1 protein-coding gene and 1 pseudogene are annotated in these 629 nt (G+C 45.9%); both read left to right on the forward strand.

Annotation, left to right across the window (positions count from 1 at the left end):
• Positions 1 to 233, forward strand: a pseudogene (locus tag LO50_RS24480) (S-type pyocin domain-containing protein); the annotation flags it as partial.
• Entirely contained in the window at positions 230 to 574 is a 345-nt protein-coding gene (locus LO50_RS23180) for a hypothetical protein (RefSeq protein WP_044316503.1), read from the forward strand. The pseudogene LO50_RS24480 and the gene LO50_RS23180, both read left to right, overlap by 4 nt.
• Positions 575 to 629 lie beyond the last annotated feature (55 nt).

The following is a 629-nucleotide window of genomic DNA, read 5'->3' on the forward strand; positions in this document are numbered from 1 at the left end:
GGCTTCAATTCAATAACCGTGTTGCGCTCAGCTCCTGCAACCGCCCAACATCACCCAGACGCATTGGTGTTGACCCTCAAACAAAGGAAATAGTGGTCTTTGACAGAACCGGCGGCGATATCTACCACGGGCACGTACGCCCTTGGGGAAAACTGCATCAAGACATGAAAAATGCACTTATTAAATCAGGCAAAACAGATGCCAAGGGCAATATTTTAGGAGCTGCGAAATGAGCTTGTCTTATCAAGATCCGTCGATGCCTCATGACCAGGCCGTCCAATTTCTTTCGACAAACGATTCGAAATTGATAGTTTCAGCCCTAATTTCTATAGGGCTCAACGAAGCAGACTGGTCATGGGCGCAAAATATCTGTATCGAGCATTTAAATAGTTCCAATGAGAGTATCGCCTCCGCTGCTATAAGCGCACTCGGTCATATCGCGAGAAGGCATGAAAAGTTGGACTTAGAAATAGCAGCGAAGGCGCTTAAAAAAGCTCAATTGAAACATCCGTCGTTAGCAGGAAATATCGCTGACACCTTGGATGACATTGAGATGTTCGTCTCTACTAATTAAATTTTAACTTGGCGGCGGCAAAAACTGAGTGCAACACCTGACCTTTCCGGTACGG

Source organism: Stutzerimonas stutzeri, assembly GCF_000935215.1.
GTDB lineage: Bacteria > Pseudomonadota > Gammaproteobacteria > Pseudomonadales > Pseudomonadaceae > Stutzerimonas.